This window comes from Fibrobacter sp. UWCM (assembly GCF_900129735.1).
In the GTDB taxonomy this organism is placed as follows: Bacteria; Fibrobacterota; Fibrobacteria; order Fibrobacterales; family Fibrobacteraceae; genus Fibrobacter.
On record NZ_FQWR01000020.1, the window covers coordinates 1 to 17,049 of the forward strand.

General features: G+C 46.4%; 16 protein-coding genes. 4 read left to right on the top strand and 12 right to left on the bottom strand.

Annotated features, from left to right (window positions below):
• Window positions 1–89: 89 nt before the first annotated feature.
• Genes BUB22_RS12055 through BUB22_RS12085 form a run of 7 tightly spaced genes read right to left on the bottom strand, consistent with a single transcriptional unit; the run spans window position 90 to window position 8,711 of the window.
• The gene (locus tag BUB22_RS12055; RefSeq protein WP_073115335.1) at window positions 90–956 is read right to left on the bottom strand and encodes a caspase family protein; all 867 of its coding nucleotides are present in this window, start codon (window positions 954–956) and stop codon (window positions 90–92) included.
• Window position 957: 1 nt separating this feature from the next.
• The gene (locus BUB22_RS12060) at window positions 958–1,785 is read right to left on the bottom strand and encodes a hypothetical protein (RefSeq protein WP_073115338.1); all 828 of its coding nucleotides are present in this window, start codon (window positions 1,783–1,785) and stop codon (window positions 958–960) included.
• Between the two features lie 3 nt (window positions 1,786–1,788).
• Complete coding sequence (locus tag BUB22_RS12065; protein WP_073115342.1) at window positions 1,789–2,502, bottom strand: caspase family protein; 714 nt, start codon at window positions 2,500–2,502, stop codon at window positions 1,789–1,791.
• Window positions 2,503–2,561: 59 nt separating this feature from the next.
• Window positions 2,562–3,590: a toll/interleukin-1 receptor domain-containing protein gene (locus tag BUB22_RS12070; protein ID WP_175547291.1), complete on the bottom strand. Its 1,029-nt coding sequence runs from the start codon at window positions 3,588–3,590 to the stop codon at window positions 2,562–2,564.
• Window positions 3,591–3,636: 46 nt separating this feature from the next.
• A complete protein-coding gene (locus BUB22_RS12075) occupies window positions 3,637–4,425 on the bottom strand; it encodes an NYN domain-containing protein (RefSeq protein ID WP_073115347.1) in 789 nt (262 codons plus the stop codon).
• 34 nt (window positions 4,426–4,459) lie between these two features.
• Window positions 4,460–4,957 carry a hypothetical protein gene (locus BUB22_RS12080; protein WP_139258985.1) on the bottom strand — a complete coding sequence of 166 codons (498 nt, stop codon included), beginning with the start codon at window positions 4,955–4,957 and terminating at the stop codon, window positions 4,460–4,462.
• Between the two features lie 16 nt (window positions 4,958–4,973).
• On the bottom strand, window positions 4,974–8,711 hold the full coding sequence (locus tag BUB22_RS12085; protein WP_073115359.1) for a type IIG restriction enzyme/methyltransferase: 3,738 nt from the start codon (window positions 8,709–8,711) through the stop codon (window positions 4,974–4,976).
• Between the two features lie 407 nt (window positions 8,712–9,118).
• On the opposite strand from BUB22_RS12085, the gene BUB22_RS12090 reads away from it, so the two are divergent.
• Window positions 9,119–9,412: a type II toxin-antitoxin system RelE/ParE family toxin gene (locus BUB22_RS12090; protein ID WP_073115362.1), complete on the top strand. Its 294-nt coding sequence runs from the start codon at window positions 9,119–9,121 to the stop codon at window positions 9,410–9,412.
• Window positions 9,399–9,725 (top strand): addiction module antidote protein, encoded by a 327-nt coding sequence (locus BUB22_RS12095; protein WP_073115364.1) that lies wholly within the window; start codon window positions 9,399–9,401, stop codon window positions 9,723–9,725. The genes BUB22_RS12090 and BUB22_RS12095 overlap by 14 nt, the downstream gene beginning before the upstream one ends.
• A gap of 96 nt (window positions 9,726–9,821) precedes the next feature.
• Here the strand turns inward: BUB22_RS12095 and BUB22_RS12100 are convergent, their stop codons facing one another.
• Window positions 9,822–10,409 (bottom strand): DUF1349 domain-containing protein, encoded by a 588-nt coding sequence (locus BUB22_RS12100; protein ID WP_254794745.1) that lies wholly within the window; start codon window positions 10,407–10,409, stop codon window positions 9,822–9,824.
• A 238-nt stretch (window positions 10,410–10,647) separates the two neighbouring features.
• On the opposite strand from BUB22_RS12100, the gene BUB22_RS12105 reads away from it, so the two are divergent.
• Window positions 10,648–10,893 carry a TIGR03905 family TSCPD domain-containing protein gene (locus BUB22_RS12105; protein WP_072799897.1) on the top strand — a complete coding sequence of 82 codons (246 nt, stop codon included), beginning with the start codon at window positions 10,648–10,650 and terminating at the stop codon, window positions 10,891–10,893.
• Between the two features lie 11 nt (window positions 10,894–10,904).
• On the opposite strand, the gene BUB22_RS16770 is transcribed toward BUB22_RS12105, so the two are convergent.
• Window positions 10,905–11,063: a hypothetical protein gene (locus BUB22_RS16770; RefSeq protein ID WP_175547290.1), complete on the bottom strand. Its 159-nt coding sequence runs from the start codon at window positions 11,061–11,063 to the stop codon at window positions 10,905–10,907.
• Between BUB22_RS16770 and BUB22_RS12110 the strand changes: the two genes are divergently transcribed.
• Window positions 11,062–12,405, top strand: a complete 1,344-nt coding sequence (locus BUB22_RS12110) for an MATE family efflux transporter (protein WP_073115369.1) — start codon at window positions 11,062–11,064, stop codon at window positions 12,403–12,405. The two genes, BUB22_RS16770 and BUB22_RS12110, sit on opposite strands and share 2 nt — an antisense overlap.
• 4 nt (window positions 12,406–12,409) lie before the next feature.
• Here the strand turns inward: BUB22_RS12110 and BUB22_RS12115 are convergent, their stop codons facing one another.
• The 3 genes from BUB22_RS12115 to BUB22_RS12125 all read right to left on the bottom strand — a co-directional run bounded on the left by BUB22_RS12115 (window position 12,410) and on the right by BUB22_RS12125 (window position 17,028).
• Window positions 12,410–13,528: a cation diffusion facilitator family transporter gene (locus BUB22_RS12115; protein WP_073115372.1), complete on the bottom strand. Its 1,119-nt coding sequence runs from the start codon at window positions 13,526–13,528 to the stop codon at window positions 12,410–12,412.
• 22 nt (window positions 13,529–13,550) lie between these two features.
• Window positions 13,551–14,930, bottom strand: coding sequence for an RIP metalloprotease RseP (rseP, locus tag BUB22_RS12120; RefSeq protein WP_073115373.1), 1,380 nt, complete (start codon window positions 14,928–14,930; stop codon window positions 13,551–13,553).
• A gap of 109 nt (window positions 14,931–15,039) precedes the next feature.
• A complete protein-coding gene (locus BUB22_RS12125) occupies window positions 15,040–17,028 on the bottom strand; it encodes a glycoside hydrolase family 9 protein (protein ID WP_073115375.1) in 1,989 nt (662 codons plus the stop codon).
• Between the last annotated feature and the right edge of the window lie 21 nt (window positions 17,029–17,049).

The window sequence follows — 17,049 nt, forward strand, 5'->3', positions numbered from 1 at the left end:
TGTGTTTGATTTGTGGTTATTTCAAATCTAAAAATTGGAACATCCTATTTTTTTACCCCCTTAGCGGAATTTGCGAAAGAAAATATACGTTACCGAGAATTCGGAATCAACCTTCTCGCATCTTCAAATGCCTTTATCGTTGAATACACCCTAAATGACGAGTTCTGCTTCATTTTCCACAAACTAGCGGCATCAAGTAACGCTGTCGTAAAGTGTCCCCCCAGCCTACCATCTTGTTCAAATTCATATTCATGGGCACTTTCCGTAATAGCACATGCTTTCATTGTAACAAAACCAGAATTTAAGACTCTAAATGATTTCCACCACAACCTCATGTATATTCTGCGACGAAAAATTTTTTGACAAAGCTCCATATTACGTTCTTTTAAATAAAAACTTCGCCAATATGGATGCAAGGCTTCAATATTACTTCTTTTTTCACGGACTAATCGACGGACAGATTCCGTTGTTGGCATTCTAACTTCTCTTGTTATCATTGCAAATGTTCGCTGAGAAGCATTTTCCAATGCTGGTTGCATTTGTTCTGAGACAATCCATTTTCCACTAGCACCCGTAAGCAGGCCTCTACAAGCATCCATAATCAGCAATCCTCTTTTTGCCTGTTTTTGCATTACCGCTTGAATATCAGAAAGGCTCAAAAAAGAATTGCCTTGTGAATCAGGATTGAGGCATATAAAATCCTCATCTTCTTCCGTAGAATGAAATCCATGTCCAGAAAATACAACCATCATATAAATCGTTTCATTATGTTTCATTTCAGAAATAACTCTATCAGGAGTTGGATTCTGCAAAACAACAATCTCATTAGCACCAAAAGCTCCCCCGCAAGAAGAACAAAGAAAATAAAGCCAATTTTTGATATCTACCTTTGCACCAGGAAGTTCTTCCTCATCTTTAACATTCGAGCCCTCTATTAAAATCACTTTTCTCAACATATTACTTTTCCTCATTTTTATCAAACTTATTTTCATATTTCGAAACAACACTAGGAATCAGAGTTTCTGAAAATCCAGCAATAAAGGCCAATACTATATAATTATAGGATGTTGATACGAAAATGTCGTTTAATTTGAGGAAATTACTATTAAATAAATAGAAAGAAAAACATCCAAACAGACATCCCGCAATCATTCTAGCAATTGTTTCTAAAATAAGCAAAATATTACATGACGATGCATTTTCATTTTTTGAGCTATTCTTGTATAAGATCGACAAAAAAGATCCAATAAATCCCCAAAGAATACATTCCAACAAGACCGTATTCCTTATATCTTCCTGATATATACAAATAGCAGCAATTATCCCATAAATGAAGAATAACAATGCTGTAATTAAAACTATTAAACGGTTCCACTCCAAGGTTGCCTTTTTATGAAAAGCATTGGCTTGTTGAACACATGTGTGTACATTCTCATCATTTCCAGTAAATGCTGCAACGATGCCTTGACCAAGATAACGTAAAAAGTATTTTTGTTTCACTAAAGATAAATTTTTATAAGGAAGAGCCGTCAACATCATCACTTTATCGACCAGCTTGCTTTTTTCTTCATCTAAATTATATTTTGTAATCCAGTCTAAATCATATTCTATATCTATAAATACAATCTGTTCATCTTTGTCTTCAGATCCTTCATCAGGATACTTTTCAAATATGATTTCTTCTGGATTGATACTATCTCCGTTTTTTTTCCAGTGTTCTTGAGCCTCCTGAATTCTTTTTTTGCGATATTCTTGGACTTCCTTTTTTTTCTTAAAAAAACACATCGTTTATTCTCCTATTACAAAGGGAAAATGATTAAGACGGCGACCGCCATTGTATGAAGGATTTTGCTGAGGATTATTTTCCTCAAAATATTTTTTTGTTTCGATCATGCATTCTTTAATCGAGGCGGATTCTCTTTTTTCTTTATACAAATCAGCCACAGCCATCAATACCTGAGTAAAAGATTCTTCATCAGAAGCTTCTTCATTTATACTTACTCCATACAATTTACAACATCCTTTTTCGCATTTCACAATTTTACTTTCATAGAGTTTCCGATAATATTTTTCCATACTTTCGGAGATTTTTGAAAAAGAAGCCATTGACTCAACAATAGTGGATTTCTTTTCATATTGACGACAACAATCCAATGATATTAAACAACGAGGCGTACCTGGATTTAGAAGCATTTCTGGTACAACACACTCATTTTGATCCTCAGATTCATTAATATAGACCCATGTTTTTGGAAATCCCAACTTATCCTTTTTTATAAAACCGTGTCCCGAAAAAGCAACTATCGCAAAATCACAATCTCTTGCAAGAGTCATAACTTGTATTAAGTTTTCTTTCGAAGGGTGTTTCAATTCATAAATCTCACTTGAATGCCATGCCCCGCCCTCCAATGACATCAAATGTCGCTTCCAACAAGCAATATCTTTTCTTACTCCATCTAAGTAATCTTTCCCATTTAGCGGAGCCTGTATTAATACAGCCATTCGCGTAAAAGTAGTTTTTCGACTAGATAATTCTACATACATATTCTTATTTCCCCCTTTTAAGTTTTCGCAACTATCTGATTTTTACCATTGCCAATCCATTTTATTTCATACTTTTCACTAGTTTTGCCATTGATAAAATCTAATACGGATCCCGCCTGCCCATTCATTTTAAAGCATCTATATACTGATTCATTTTTATTATATACGGCAATTAAATTTTTTATTTGAAGTTCTGTGATATTTGTAGTTCTTTTCAACAACTCAAAATATCTAGCTGAATCTGAAAAACATTCACTCTTTTTTAATGCAACAATAAGGGAATCAATCATGCGTGGATGATTAATCCATTGCTCACATAGAGAGTCAGCATAACTGTCTGTATGCGGAGAATAAGCTTGAACATGGCCAAAGAAACCTTTAGGATCATCACCCATTCTAATAGAAACAAAAGGTGTTCCCTTCAGTTTATTCATACAATATGCAAATCCAATCTCTTGTTGCGTCCAGAATTTTTCATTGTATCCTTTTGTAATCAAAGCAACAAAAGCATCCATTGAAAGCAACGCATTTTCTATGGTAGCAAGCCATTCCTTATTAGTATCTATATCTTCGTGAGCAACAAATGCTGTTATACCATATTTCGCTAAAGATTTTTTCAATTCCGTAGCTTTTGATTTATCTTCAACCTTATGGCTAATAAAAACACGAAAACCCTCTTCCCACATTGATTCGTCAACATTTTTCTTTTCATTTGGAAAGGAAGCTTCATTTACAAGTATTGAAACGCAACAAATTTCCTCACCAGAAATTTTACCGATATCATTTATATCTTGCTGAATAGTATTTTCAATTGTTTTTGAAGAAATTCCAATTAATTTATAAGTTTCAAATGGAACTGTTAATATCAATTTATGATAGTATATTCCTCCATCATAATCGTCATAATCAACATTAAGTTCAAGTTCTGATTTAGCTTTTTCAATAATTTCTTTTAATGCTGATAATTCAGGTTTTGACGAATACCTCGCAAGTAAAGTCCGCATAATAATTGTCAATCTACTTGGGTATATAAATTTCTGATTCATGTTGTACATCAATTCTCCGCTTTTTTAATAGCTCGTGTATTTCTTGCTACTTCTGTTTCAATTTATACAAGCATACCATTGTAGTTCCTTTACCCTTCGTCCTTTTAACCTCAAACTTTTTCGGCTTAGATTCCAGATATTTAGGGAGTTTCGCGAAGCCATATTTTTTGATATCAAAATCAGGCTTTACACGTTTGATGTAAGAACCAGCAGAACTAATATTCACAAATCCATCAGCATCTTGATAAGATTCAATTTCTGCTGCAATTTTGAGAAGTTCATCTAGTTCCGCAAAAACATCTGGTTCTTTAGATTTTTCGTTCTTTTTCTTACCACTCTTCACATTTATTTCATCTGAGTTAGTTTCTTCAGAAATAGAGGTCACATCATTCACATTATTCTGCAAATCTTCAAGATAAACAAATGTATCGCAAGTTTTTACGAATGCACTAGACGTATCTTTTCTTCCGATGCCTATGACAAATTTTCCCGCTTCACGTAATTTCGTCGCTAAAGGCGTAAAATCACTATCACTAGAAACAATAGCATAACCATAATAATCGGAATTATAAAGAAAATCCATTGCATCAATAATCAAAGCCATGTCAGTTGCATTTTTCCCTTTGATATAATCAACTTGATGAACAGGCTTGATAGCTTGATTTCTGAGTTCAACGTCCCAGTTTTTCAAATTTTCTTTTGTCCAGTTTGCATATGCTCTTTTAACTACAATTCTACCAAACTTGGACACTTCTAGAACAATCGCTTCAATCTTTGAAAGTTGAGCATTGTCAACATCAATTAGCATAGCTATGTTGTTTTGCATTTCAGTCATATACTATCCTTTATATTCCGAATCAACAAATATATTATCTTAATTTTGACGCTTCGTTTTTTAGAAGAGAAGTTAATTTATCATAATTACTATTACAGGTATCAAATTTTTTTGCACAGGGTTCCCTATATTGGTTGATATCGTGACCTAACGTATACTCATGCTTCACTTTTCTCTCAATGAAAGAGTTTAATTCCTGAACAGATTTCTTTAACATGTTATACGGTTCTTGCATTGAAGGAAAATACAAAGAAATAATTATTTCACTTCTTATATGTTCTCCCTTATTCTCAATATGCGATGTGAACTGATCATAATATGTATTCCAATCATACCCCTTTTCAAAAACAGGAATCAAATAAATCACTACAGAACTAGCATTATTATACCAATTCGTGATAGCCTTATATAATTCCTCAAGTTTTTCTCTTTTTAAACATTTTTCTTCACGACGATTTGAAAGAATTGTCGGCAAAATACCACCAACAAGACCAACAATCGTTCCTATAATAAACGTTATTATTTCTGTCATAAAGAAATCCTTCTGTTTACCTCTTCTCCACGGCTTCAATTTCTTCGGTATCGGTGATGCCGTAGAGTTGATAGACGAGGGTGTTGACTTGGGTTTCTAATTCTGTTGTATCTTCGCCATTTTTCTTGGCGGTGATGATTTGGTCGGCGAGGGTGGCGAGTTCTTGCGGGAGTTCGCGGGGGACGGGAATTTTGGAGAGGTATTGCCAGATGAGTTGCACACCGTTCTGGATTTGGGTGCATTTTTTCTTCATTAGCCACCATGCCATTTTAGAATTTAGCAGAGCAAGCAAAGCCTTGTCTTCTGTGGGGATTATCCACATGGAATCATTGCAATACAAACCATGATCATCATAAACAAAGCAAGGCTTTACTTGGAATTTTTGGTACATGATTTTGGGCTTAGCAAATTCATCGTAATAATCACATGCTCTTAATTCCCACCAATAATCACCTTTATCGCCTCTCTTTTTACCGGCTTCTGCAAATGGAGCAAGCCATCGAGTAATAGATGGAAAACTATTTTCAAGGAGTTTCCACATATCATCTTCATTTAAATTACACTTAGATTGCTTCGTTTCTCTCGCAATGACATCTTTTACAAAAAACTTAGAAGAAAAACCTTTAGGGAAAAGAATCAAATAATGATTAACACTTGGCACCTCATAAGTTTTTACATCTCGTCCCTGTAAAAAAGGATGTATTACCTGTTCGGCATTCTTATCTTCTTCAATAATTTTCTTTTTAGTATTTTCATCAATTAAGAAAGCCTTCGTCAATCCCGTCAAAACACCTCTATAAGCTTCCCCACCTACATATTTGCCCAGAGTAATCATTTCATTATCAAGGCGACGTAGTAAATCGCTTTCCCATTGCGATGAGAGCGTCCAAGTATCACTAGATAAATGTTCCAAAGCGAATTTTTCAGCAAATTGATCTATGGATTTTGCAAAATCAGAACGTTCCAATTCCTTTAATGTAGATGCCGTTAATTCGGTAGCAGGGGCAGCCTTTTGAGCAACAAATATACAAGGGTATGTCGTAGCGTCATCAAATACCTGAATGTCGCCAAAATCAATTAACTTTTCCAAACGAACATTAAGGAAAAACTCTCGTAATTCCTTGCCATAACTAGCCTGCATCCATTTATTCTGCATAATATAAGACGCAAAACCATTCTCTTTAAGCAAACTCATCGCTCTTTCAACAAAAAGGCAATAGATATCGCCTCGCTTATTGTATGTTGTATAAACTGGACTCGCCTTTCCACCCATTGAACCATATATTTCAGAAGTTTTCTTCATGTCTTCCAAATGAATATACGGCGGATTTCCAATGATGGCGTCAAAACCTGTAAAGCGACCTTCGTCGTCGAGGATTTCCGGGAATTCGAACATCCATTCGAGCGAGTTAGAAAAGTCGATGGTGTCGCCCGCGGTGCCCTTGTATTCGTCGAACATTTCAATCTGCCCGTCTTCAACCATTCGGCTCTTGAGCGATGCAATCTTGTGACGGAGCATCATCTTGGAACTCTGCGACTTGCCCGTTTTGTATTCCTGCACAAGTTGTCTGTATTCAATAAGGCTATTCTTGAGGCTATCCCGTTTGCGGTCGGCTCGTTCATCACGAGTAAGATAGTCCGCAATCAAGCGTCCGTTCTGCACAGGGTATTTGCTCAGCAGCGAATCACCGACTTTGATATTGATGTCGATGTTCGGGAGGGTCTGAAGTTGTTTGTAGCCACTTTCCTTGGTGTAGTAGGCGTTCTTCAAAAGTTCAATCCAAAGGCGCAAACGGCAGATGTTCACGCTGTTGGGGTTCAGGTCAACGCCGAAAAGGCAATTTTCGATAATGCGGCGTTTCTCGTTGAACAAAGCTTCTTGATACCGCTGGCTTTCTTCATTGCCGGGCTTGTATTCAAACGGTTCGCCCTCGTCATCAACAACAGAAAGTTCATCGTTATCAACTTTCAAAATCAGGTCGCGGCGTTTGATGCGTTTGCCGTCCGCATCGCACAAAATGTTTAATTCCGATTTGATTGCAAGCAGGCGATTAAGGGCCGACACCAAGAAATGCCCAGAGCCCACGGCGACATCGGCAACGCGGATGTCATCAACAATTTCATTCGCTTCTGAAATATCTTCAATCTTGTCCGAGACATCTTCCAAATTTTCGCATTTCCAGGACTTTTTCTCGTTGAATTTCTGCACCACCGTCCGTTCCAGCACATCGCGGGCCATGTAGTCGGTGATGAACCCCGGCGTAAAGAAACTGCCGTCTTTGTAGCCATTGATTTTTTCGAAGATGAGTCCGAGAACCGACGCATTGATAAGCGTCTTGCTCGTAGAGGTCACGCCGCCTTGGGCATCGCTAGCGAAATTGTAAGCATCGAGGAACTTGAAGATGTAATCCAGATTCGGGAGCGAGCCTTTTGCGCGTTTGCCGCGTTCGTCCTTCAGGACGGTCTTGTTGAAAATTTCCATCTGGGCATCGGGAATGCCGCGGATTTTCAGGTGCTTTTCGTCTTCGGTCGGTTCAAACAGTGAACTATTCAGGTAAGGGACATTCGGGTAACGTTTGAGTACGTCTTCGTCGCGCTCCTCGATTTTCTTGCCAAGCACCTTGAAAAAGAAAATGTTCAGTTCGTCAAAGTTCGCTATTTTGTCTGTACTCATGAACCGGTACGATACATCGCCCTTCTGATACATGAGGATTTGCGATTCGACAAGTTTCAGGAACAGCAGGCGGTTCACCCATGTGATGCAGAGACGGAGTGCCATCGCCTCGCATTCTTCCTTGTTCGGGAAATCGTCTTCGAGCTGATAGATGGCACTTTCGAGGAGGCTTGCCTTGTCGCGATTTGCGGGCTTCTTGCGTTGAATGACTTTCTTGCCGCCCTTGTCTTCCTTTACTTCTTCGAGGCCGATGATGTGCAAGAGTTCCGCATAAAAGTTGCGGTCGAGACTGTTGCTGTCGTTTGCGAAAGGCTTCGCGAGGAGGGTTTCCGGGGAGAGGAATTTGAAAAGAGGGAGGAGTTTTTTAGATCCTTCGACTCCGCTTACGCTCCGCTCAGGATGACACGCTGCATTAGATTGCTTCGCTTCGCTCGCAATGACGTTTTTGCAAGCATCTTCCAAATTAAAATGCACGACGTTGATGTCGCAGGAGGCGAGGAAATCGTCGATGGCGGGTTTCGCGATTTCGTTGTAGAAATCGGAGGTCTTGTTGCCGCTCATCTGATTCGCCTTGAATTTCAGGAACTGATCGTATATCGGTTTCGTCTTGTTCCCAAAATAGCGGATAAAGTCTTTAACGTCGAAAAAATACCATTCGTCAAAATTCGTGATGGCGAGCCACTTGATTTCGTGATTGCCCGAATGCACGTATTCCAGCATAAAGTAATAGACGAGTTCCTGCAACGATTTTACGTTCGGATGCTCCGCCGAAAACATTTCTGCCGCATTCGTCGGCGACTTCGCTTCGATAATCACCGCAGGCTTTGCACTTGCCGTATTGCCGTTAAAAACGCACAAGTCTATCGGGCGGTTGACCTGCACCGAATAATCGGGTTCAAAAATCTTGCGTAAAAAGTTCCAGATTTCGCCCTTGTGGTATTCTTCGTCCTGTGCTACATTCCGCTTGCTGTAAAGATTCTTGAGCGAAAGCTTGAAATCCTCCATCTTTTCGACGGGAACAGGAAGCTTGAGAAACGCGGAATTGACGGACTTTTTAGGCGAAATGAACTTGATTGACATACAAGGGAAATATACCCTTTTTTGAAGACAAAAGATGGCAATCCTAAGTTTTTTGAGGCAAATCTCGTTTTTTTTGCAGTCGGGGCGTTGCGGGGTGTCCCCGCTAGAAGGGGTAGCGTATGCCACAGGGAGATCCCCGCCTGCGCGGGGATGACATGGGGCAGAAGCGAGGGGGAGACTTCCCCCTTCAAAAAAATCGCGAGGGCCTATTGACAAACTGTATTTTTGAATCTATATTTAGTGCACAAGTGTGTAGTCCTTGGCGTTTTTGACGCTTGTATGCCAGAGGAGTTGACGATGAAGAAAGATGTTGCGGCCAGTGCGGCCGGGGCCGAGATTTATTTAGCAATCCCCCACATTGCCCTATTGACAATTTGTAGCCGATTGGCTACATTATAGGAGGGCGAATGCTTCAAATCAAGAAAACGGAATACTTTTCCAAGTGGTATGGCAAACTCAAAGATGCGCGCGCCCGTGCGAAAATAAACCTCAGAATTGAACAGATTAAACTAGGTAACTTTGGAGATTTCAAATTTGTTGGCGAAGGAATATACGAGATGCGCATTCACTATGGGCCAGGATACCGCATCTACTACACGAAAAAAGACGACATTGTTGTGCTGCTGCTAGCGGGCGGCGACAAATCGACGCAACAAAAGGATATCGACAAGGCAAAGGAGTTGAACAATGAAAAAAAGTGATGCAGAAGTTTCTGATTTGGATGTCGCAGACCTTCTTAAAACAGAAGAAGATGTAAAACTCTTTTTGGAAGAAGCCCTTGCCGAAAATGACCCCGTCCTCTGGCAACATGCCATTGGAGATGCAGCCCGGTCAATCGGAATGGCAAAAATCGCCGAGTCAGCGGGCCTGAATCGAGAAAGCTTGTACAAGGCGCTAAGAGAAGACGCGCATCCGAGATTTGATACCATCATGCGTGTGCTGAAGGCTATGGGCTTAAAACTCTGTATAACGCCCTGTACAGTCGCCGAGAAAAAGGCCGTGTACAAAGTTTAACTCCCAGCACCAGAAAAGGTGGTATTATGGATCGCGAATATATACCATCCGCGGGGTAAAGGTGATGCTCGATGCCGATTTAGCGGAGATTTACGTTTACGCATCCGGTTGTTGACCGTCGTGCGCTTTCCATGCGCATTCCGTCACCTGCATATCCGTAAATCGAGCCGTGAAGCTGGAATTTTCCGGGCTGCATGCATATATGCCAAACCGAATTTTTCCGGCTCCTTCGAGCATGTGGCAAATCCGCATTTGAGAAAACTGCACCCCGTCTCGAGAACATTCTATGCAGTAGTCATCTTCGCGCCTGCTGAGCCTATACCACATGGATTTTACGTCTGCAGGAATCGCGGTCGTCGCCCAGTCTGAATACCCGCGGTTTGTCACGACGGAACCCAGGTGCTGGAATTTTTCATTCTCATATTCGACCGACGCCTTGAGCCAATTTTCCGAATCCAGATACAGCGCCACCCCGCACTGGTCGAAGCGACGATGACTTTCGGAAAAATCGGTTTTGGCGACAAAGGAAAAGAACTTTTCTTCTGTTTCAATCTGCAGAACCGGAGCGTTATCATTTCTGAAATGATAGTAGGTCCTTTGCCAAAGGTCCGTATGCGGGGCGGTCACAATTTCGACGCTTTCCTGATTGATGCTGTAGTTCCGGGGTTCCCTGACCCATTTCATTTTAGAAATACCAAACATTTCTGTAGCCTTTGAATTTGTCCCTATCCGAATTTATTCCAACATTTTTCCAAGTTCATACCTAATCCACTGCGATATGCTTTGTTGCTATAATCTATAAAAACAGCTAGAGATTGCCAAGCCATCTCGCCCAGCGCCAAGACATTCTATATTTATCAAAAAATGGATCCCCTCCCTGACGGTCGAGGATGACAACAAACAAACCTGCAACGAGTTTATTATGGAAGAGACTTTCAAGACCAGAGGCGTTTGCGCGACGACCATCCAGTTCACGCGCGACGGCGACAAAATCAGAAACATCCGCTTTACGGGCGGATGCAACGGCAACCTGAAGGCGATTGCAAAGCTCTGCGAAGGCATGAGCGCCGAAGATATCGCGGCAAAGCTCTTGGGCAACACCTGCGGCGGGAAGCCAACTTCGTGCGCCGACCAGCTCGCCCGCGCCGTCCTCGGGAAAGAAGCGTAATGTCTTAAACATTACCGTTTCTTGAATACGACGATTTCGGCATCGGCACCGTTCTTGCCGTATTCGCTCACGAGAATGTAGTGTTCAACGCCAGCACCTTCACGAGCGCCTTCACAATCGATTCCAGGAATAAAAAAACTAAATTTACGCCCGTTTTCAAGGTACTGCATGGCGGCATCAAAGACGAACATCGATATGTTGAACGGGCCCCTCGGGAGAAAAATCCTGAGGTTTGCCATCCCTATCGCCCTGAGCAGCATTTTCCAGCAGATGTTCAACCTGGCGGACGTCGCCGTGGTGGGCCAGTTCGCGGGCGACAAGGCCCTCGCGGCCGTGGGTGCGAACACGTTCGTCATCAACATGCTCATCAACCTGTTCGTCGGGATTTCCGTGGGCGCGAACGTGGTGGTGGCCAACTCCATCGGTGCACGCAGCTACCGCTCCGTGACCCGCAGCGTCCACACGTCGGTGATGGTGGCGTTCTTCAGCGGGATTTTCCTTTCGTTCGTGGGAATCTTTTTTGCAAGGCCGATTCTCGAACTGATTTCAACGCCCGAAGACGTTTTGGACATGGCGGTACTTTACCTGCAAATCTACTTTGCCGGCATGCCCTTCGTGATGATTTACAACTTCATCGCCGCCATCCTGCGCAGCAAGGGCGATACAAAGCGGCCGCTTTACGTGCTCATGGTGGCGGGCGCCGTGAACGTGGCGCTGAATTTGATACTTGTAGCGGGCTTTGGCATGGGTGTATCGGGCGTTGCGATTGCGACGGTCATCGCCAACGTCATCAGCGGAATCACCTTGTTCTACATGCTCCTGCACGAGGTAGGGCCTTTCAAGCTGGAGTTCTGGAAGTTGCGCGTGACGCCCTTCTTCTTGAGCCGCATCTTGCGCGTGGGGCTCCCGACGGGGCTTCGCGGCGTCGTATTCTCGTTCAGCAACGTGTGCCTGCAATCGGCCATCAACAGCCTCGGTTCTGCGACAGTGGCGGCCTCGTCCATCGCCCTCAACTACGAATTCGTGGTGTATTACTGGCTGAGTTCGTTCTCGCAGGCTTGCGTGACCTTCGTGGGGCAAAACTTCGGCGCAAAGAATATGGAACGCTGCCGCCGCACGGTCCGCTGGACACTCCTGCTCGGTTGCTCCACCACCATCGTATTGAGCGCTCTCTGCTGCATTTTCGCAAGGCCCATGTTGAGCGTATTCACGTCCAATACCGAAATCATCGAAATCGCATCCATCCGCATGTACGTGGTGGTGGGGCTCTTGGCCATCAACGTTTTTCTGGACGTATTTTCGGGAGCGCTTTCGGGAATGGGCAAGTCCCTGCCGCCAGCGCTCACCTGCATGGCAGGCGTTTGCGGCATCCGCATCCTCTGGGTGATTTTTGTGTTCCCCAGGTACAACTCGTTTGCCTCGCTGATGGTCGTCTACCCCATCAGCTGGGTCATCACGATTGCAGTCATCGCGGGGATATATTTCTACAACGTCAAACGGCTGAAGTTCTAGCCGACTAACTCAGGTCCACGTCGGGAGCGATGTGCACGCTGTATTCGGGGAAGGCTTCGCCGATTTCCTTGGTGAGGGTCGCAACGCCTTCTTCGGGCGCAACGGCGAAACTCATGACCACATCGAAGCGGAGTGACTTTTCGGCAACATCCACGTAGAATCCGTGCATCTGGAGCGCCCATTCGTGGGACTTCACGATTTTCAAGACATCGCTGCGGATTTTGGAGGCTTCGTCGTTCTTGGTGTTGTACGAATAAACTCCCACGCCCGCGAGCAGGATTCCCGTTTCCTTGAACACCCGGTGTTGCAGCTTGCGCGTAAGCACGTCCAGTTCCTCGACGGTCATGGTGTCGGGCAGTTCCAGGTGCACCGAGCCGATGGACTTGTTCGGGCCGTAATCGTTCAGAATCAAGTCGTAGGCGCCGCGTACGGGTTTTTCGGAGGTGAGGATTTTTTTGATTTCCTTGGCGGTGTCGCCGTCAGTGCGCTTGCCGAGAATATCGTCCAGCGTATCCTTGAGCATCTCGATGCCGGACTTGATGATGAACAGCGAAATCAGCACGCCCACGTAGGCTTCGAGCGAAACGCCCGTCGTCACGAACACGATTGCAGAAGCAAGCACCGACGCAGACAAGATGGCGTCGAACAAGGCATCGGCACCGGAGGCCACAAGCGCACCGGAATTCACGCGTTCGCCCTGGCGTTTAACATACTTGCCGAGCACGAGCTTTACCACCACGGCGGCGGCGATAATCACCAGCGAGACCGTAGAATAGTCGGCGGCTTCTGGGTGGATGATTTTCTTGACGGATTCTACGGCGGATGTTCCGCCCGCGTACAGCACGATGGCGGCCACGATCATGGCGCTCAGGTACTCGATGCGTCCGTAACCAAGCGGATGCTTTTTGTCGGGAAGTTTATTCGCAAGTTTTGCGCCCACGATGGTAATTACCGAGGAGAGCGCGTCGGAGAGGTTGTTCACCGCGTCGAGGGTGACGGCGATGGAACCCGTGATAAAGCCGATGGCGGCCTTGAATGCCGAGAGCACCACGTTTGTAGCGATGCCAACGATGCTCGTGCGCACGATGACCTTGCTGCGATTTTCAATTTCATTGTCTATCATACGGTCTCCTGACGACTTCGTGTCATTTCAAGAATAGCGAAAGCTTGCCGAAGTCAAGTATCGTGATGAACACGAAGAAGCTGATGAAGAACGCGGCAGCCACATTTTGAATGACCGTCTGCGTCTTGGTAGAAAGCGGCTTGCCGCGCAGCTTCTCGATTCCGAGGAACATGAGCAGGCCGCCATCGGTAATCGCCAGCGGGAGCAGGTTCATTACACCCAGGTTAATGCTGATGAGCGCAAGGAGCATCAGGAATTCCTGGAAACCGCTCATCCACACGTTGCCCATCACGGCGACAATGGAGACCGGCCCGGAGAACGCGTCGACCTTCACCTGCCCCTGGAACATGCGCTTGAAGTAGCGGAAGATGCTCGTAGTCATTTTCCAGCTGGTGGCACAAGTCTTGGTAAACGCCTCGACAGGGCCGCGGCGCACAATCTTCGTTTCGCGGAAGAGCACGTAGCCCATCTGGATACCGACCATGTAGCGTTTGTATTCCTCATTGTACACAGGAGTGAGCGGCTTGGTAAGCGTGTCGCCATCGCGGATGACGGTCACATTGACAGTTTCACCCTTGCTCCCGTCAATGATGCGCACCACCTCCTCGTAACGGGAGATGTGCTCGCCGTTGATCTCGAAAATCGTGTCGTTCTGCTGAATGCCCGCATTCGCCGCGGCGGAACCTTCAACAGGCGGGAGGCGCACGATGACGCGGTTGCGCGGGTAGATGCCGATGTCACCAATGCCCATCTTGATTTCGGAACCGGTAGAATCCTGCGCGGGAATCACGAGTTCTTCGGGAACGACAGTAATGGCGAGCGGTTCGCCACCGCGATGTACCGTGAGGGGGACGTTCGCCCCGAGGCTCACGCCAATCTGCTCGCGGAAATCGTCCCAGCCCTGCGTGGGCTTGCCGTTCATCTCGGTAATGGTATCGCCCGGCTGTATGCCCGCGGCGAGTGCCGGAGAATCCTTCGCGACAAAGCCCACGATGAGCTCGTTTGTCGCAGGTTCCTGCACGCCCACCATGTAGAGGACCATCAGGAGCGCAAACGCGAACACGATGTTGATGAACGGGCCCGCAAACGCAATCGCGGCGCGCGCCCCCACGGACTTCGCCACGAAATCGCGTTCGTCGGGAACTTCGCCCTCCTCGAGCGTGTCGGGATTTTCCCCCGCCATGGCCACGTAGCCACCGAACGGGATAGCCGAAATGCAGTATTCCGTCTCGCCCCTTTTGATGCGGATGAGCTTTTTGCCAAAGCCAACGCTGAACGTGTTCACCTTGACGTTATTCCACTTGGCAACCAGGAAGTGGCCAAGTTCATGAATAGTCACAAGGAAACTGAGCGCAAGGAGGCCCAGGATGAACATCACGACGTTGGAGAAAATGGATTCCATTACAGGACAATGTAGTAAAAAACAAAGATCCCCGACCAGGTCGGGGATGACATTACGTTTAGTGCAGCCTGTTGCCGCGGGGCGATGCCCCTCGCAATGACAATATGGTTTACCGCAGCCTGTTGCCGCGGAGGTCATAGCGTTTGCCGTTTTTCTCGACGACAAGCTTGAAATCCTTCACGCGGAGGCGCGGTGTTGCATCGCCCTGCATTGCGGCAGGCACAACCTCGCGAATTGCGGTAGTCGCGCTGGAACTGGCCGGATTCCACGGGTTCCACTGCGACGAGCTGGACTGCGGCGGCTGCCACTGCGAAGAGCTCGAAGCAGGCACCGCGCTAGAAGAACTAGAGCCCTGCGGGGCGGAACTGGACGAAGACTGCGCCGTCGCATTTTTCCTCGCGACTCCTGCAGCGGCAAAGTCGGGAGCGAAGCCCGCGTTTATCGCCTCGAGAGCGCCCGCCAAGTAGGCAAGCGGGGCATTCCAGTTGATGGCGACCTCGTTCGTTGCATAACTGCAGCGCTGGTCGGTATAGGCCGTTGCTGCCTGACCTGTCCTGTAGTCGGCGCACTTCCATTCTGCAGCGGAGCCGACATCCTCGCCACCGGGCTGCGGGCCACCCACGAGCATTCCCGGGATAGGCTCAGTTACGTTATCCGAAGTACTCGGGCGGTGGTGCGGCATCATCGGAGACTTGGTGCCATAACCCGTCACAAAAGACATGTCGAGCGGGTTCTTGCCGAGCAGGTAATCGAGCACCTTGAGCGCTGCGGCATAATACTTCTCGTCGCCGGTGAGGTAGTAGGCATGCAAGAGCCATACCCCCTGATTGGAGGCCACGGCGTTTGAACCCCACACAAAATCGTCCTTCGCCATCACCACGCCAAAACCGGACTTGGTGCGGTTCACGAAACCGTCGGCGGTCGAAAGGATTTTCTGCTTGGCCTCGCCCGCATCACTAAAAACAGACGCATGAGTCGCCTTGCCGTAGGTGGCAATTCCCTTCATGTCGCCCCAGTAGGAGATATACTCCGTGGTACCCGACTGCTTGTACGACCCGTCGTTTGTCGTAATGGCAAGTTCCGTGCCGGCGAAAAGTTTCTCGTCGCTCGCGTTATTGCCTTCGTAGGCACCGGTCGACACATCGGACGGGTTTGCCGTGAAGTGCACGTTTATGTTGTTCGAGCCCCAGGCATAGGCCTTCTTCGCCGCCTCCAGGCACTTGTTTGCGTAGTTCGAATCGAACGGTTTGTACACGCGGGCGGCAACAGCCATCACGCCCGCAAAGTCAAAAGCGGCCTCGGCGCTCTTGCCGATAACGTAAAGCTTCAGGTTGTCCTGCGCAGGCATCACGTCGCCCGGGAACCCGAGAGACGTAAGCTTGTGGTACACACTGCCGTCATTCGCCTGCATGGTAAGCATCCAGTCCAGGTTCCACTTGATTTCGGCAAGCAGGTCCGGGAGGCTGCCCTCTGCAGGGATATTCCACTTGAGGCTCTTGAAGTAATTCGGGAAGTGCTCGTAAAGCGAGAGAAGCGTGTAGGTGGTAATGCCCGAGTTCACGATATAGCGGCCGTAGTCGCCTGCATCGTACCAGCCCTTGGTAGACTGGATAGAGCCCGAACCGGCGGAGTTATGGAGTTCCACCGTAGAATTCGTGTGCCCCGCGGCACGGCTCCACTTGCCTGCATACTGACTCTCGAGAGCCATCGATGCGCGCTGGTAGTAGAACCACTTGGCGGCAGCCTTGAGCACGTCCTCGAACGTGTTATCCTTGACCACCAAATCCTGGCGGAGTACCTGGCCGCCCACCTTGATGGAGTACTTGCCGGCGGTCTTGAGTTCAGAGAAATCCACGAGTTGAACATTCTGCCCGCTCGCATCCCAGTAAGATGCTGCCCCCGGAGTCACGGAAAGGGCCGTCTGGCCAGACGCGTTCACGATTTCGACATTGCCCGAGGCGCCCACCAGCGAGAACTGCTTGGGGTCGGAAGGGCGGTAACCCACCTGGTTTATGTAGGCATTGGCTGCAAAGGCCGTCGAAACACCGGCGGCAACGGTCGCGGAAAGCACGACCAACTTGATTCTATTCGTTTTCAAAACATCCTCTCTTGCGCAAGA